Source organism: Bacillota bacterium, from assembly GCA_013314855.1.
Lineage (GTDB): Bacteria > Bacillota > Clostridia > Acetivibrionales > DUMC01 > Ch48.
Window position 1 is genome coordinate 1 of sequence record JABUEW010000241.1, and the last position, 2,551, is coordinate 2,551.

Here is a 2,551-nt window from a genome sequence, read left to right on the forward strand (position 1 = left end):
CGGCATTTTGCATCACTTTTGGGAGAAGTGACTGAGGTTTATCAGGAGCCGGATACGAGGCCCGTACGTCCGGTTCTGGGAGAAGGATAATGCTGCAGAAAGTCACTGCAGCATTACCTTACTCGATTTTTGCGATTTTTTCGAGTATTGTTTTTTATTGCTCCTGTGGAGAACCTCCACTTGAATTAACTCTTTAATCTTGAATCCGCGATTCAAGTTTTATACAATGCTAATGATTCGAATCATAATTTTCGTGCCTTTTTTGGAGGTGAAAAAAATAAAAATTGAAAATATTATTGTTTTGGGTATGTATCCTTATCCTTGGCAATATCAAGAAATTAGTGATACAGTGCGCTTAATGACAAATGCCTTTGAAAATATAAAAAAAATATTTCTTAATCCTAGTATTGGTTTTCATCGTGCTAAAGCGGATAACTGTTCTTTTCGTATGAACTGGGAATGTAATGATTATGGAGATGTTCTTGTTTGTACGCCACCTTTAGAAATTATACCTTCTTCTTTCGGATTGGGTAAATTAAAAAACTACTGGATCTTAAAAACTCTGGATAAACTAATTTACTCAATACTTGGTTCCCAATGGCGCCAAGATACTATATTATATGTGTCTTCAGGTGGAATAAGTCAATCTTATAAAGTCATAAAAGCTTTACAACCTCGATGGATAATTTTCGATGTGTTGGATGATAACATTGGATTCCCTGGAGTTAGTCAGAAAGATAAACATATCTTAAGTAATCAGTTTTCTTATATTCTTAACAGATCGTCTTTGGTGGTTACTGTTTCTCAATATTTGTCTGAGCAATTGGAGAAAGATTATTCAATAAAAACTCGATGTCTGCCAAATGGTATAGATATGCAGATGTTTGCTTATTGTAATGATTATAACGAAGTCTTGGATGAACTAAGAGGAATCGAAAAGCCTTTATTTGGCTTTATTGGAGCTCTAACCAGCTGGATAGATTATGAACTTTTGTGGAAAATAGCAGAATATCTTGAAAAAGGAACTCTGGTTCTTGTTGGACCTATCATAGAAAGCGCTGTTCCTCAAGAATGGATAGAAAAACTTAGCAGACATCCAAAGGTATTATTCACCGGAGCAAAACCTTACAAACAGGTTCCCCATTTTTTGTATCAGTTTGATGTTTTGCTCATGCCACGTAATTATCAGCCACATTCACTTGCATCGGATCCCTTAAAACTCTACGAATATATGGCTACTGGAAAGCCCATTGTATCTACAGCGTTACCAAGTGTAATGCGTTTTAGGGATTATTTCTTTGTAGCTGAAACCCACCAGGAATTTTTAATAGCCTTAGGCCGTGCTCAGTATGATTGGTCTGAAGAAAAATCTAATCAATTGAAGGATCTAGTTAAGGAATTTTCATGGAAAAACAGGAGTAAAAAAATGTTAGAATTATTTTATGAAAAAATGAGCGATCTCTACTGATTTTACCAAGAAAATAAACTGAACCGGAGGAATTGGGTGATTTAGTCGAAGCATACCGGAAGAAGCTTTTTGATGCCCGTGAAAAGCGGGTGCATCCCTATAAGGACGATAAAATTCTTACATCCTGGAACGGCTTGATGATTGCCGCCCTGGCCAAGGGGGCGGCGGTGTTCGGCGAAGCTGTTTATAAACAGGCGGCCGCCCGGGCTGTGAAGTTCATTTTCAGGAATTTGAAGCGGGAGGACGGCAGGCTGCTGGCCCGCTACCGCGACGGTGAGTCAGCTTATCCGGCCTATTTAGATGATTACGCTTTTCGGGCATGGGGGCTGTTGGAGTTGTATGAAGCCGTTTTTGAAGTTAAATATCTTAAACAAGCTTTTGAACTGAACGGGCAGATGGTTGATCTCTTTTGGGACGAGGAAAACGGAGGATTTTTCTTCAATGGGAAAGACGCCGAGAAGCTTATCGCCCGACCCAAGGAACTTTACGACGGCGCGCTGCCGTCCGGCAACTCAGTGGCGCTGCACAACCTGATCCGCCTGGCCCGGTTGACCGGTGACGCGAAGTTGCCGGAAGTGGCGGAAAAGCAGGTGAGTTCTTTCGCGGGCAGGGTTATGGAGTACCCTTGGGGATATACTCACTTTTTGACGGGGGTTGACTTCTTCCTCGGACCCGCGCGCGAGATTGTGATAGCCGGAAAGGCGGGAGACGCCGGTACCGGAGCAATGCTGGACGCGGTCCGGCGCTCCTTTATACCGGAAACGGTAGTGGTTTTTCACCCCGAAGGGGAACCGGGGAAAGAGATAGAAGAGCTGGCGCCTTTTGTAAAGGAGCAGCACTCTATCGATGGGAAAGCCGCTGCCTATGTATGCGAGAATTACGCCTGCCGGGAGCCAATCACGGACTATCAAAAGTTTGTTGAATTACTTTGATAGACATTCATGCCGCTGACACGGGTGAGCGTAAAAGCGAGCACACCTGTACATCAGGACAAAGTAGGGGTATTCTCTTTTATGGGCATGCGACAGTGATCCGGCAAAGCAGTTGACCAAGGCAACAAGCTGTCAATGACCGTATGGTCAT

Annotated in this window: 2 protein-coding genes; both read left to right on the forward strand. The window is 42.7% G+C overall.

The window, feature by feature from the left end:
- The first annotated feature begins 268 nt into the window (after nt 1-268).
- Entirely contained in the window at nt 269-1,468 is a 1,200-nt protein-coding gene (locus HPY74_20735; GenBank protein NSW93033.1) for a glycosyltransferase, read from the forward strand.
- Nucleotides 1,469-1,500: 32 nt separating this feature from the next.
- The gene (locus HPY74_20740; GenBank protein NSW93034.1) at nt 1,501-2,400 is read left to right on the forward strand and encodes a thioredoxin domain-containing protein; all 900 of its coding nucleotides are present in this window, start codon (nt 1,501-1,503) and stop codon (nt 2,398-2,400) included.
- Nucleotides 2,401-2,551 lie beyond the last annotated feature (151 nt).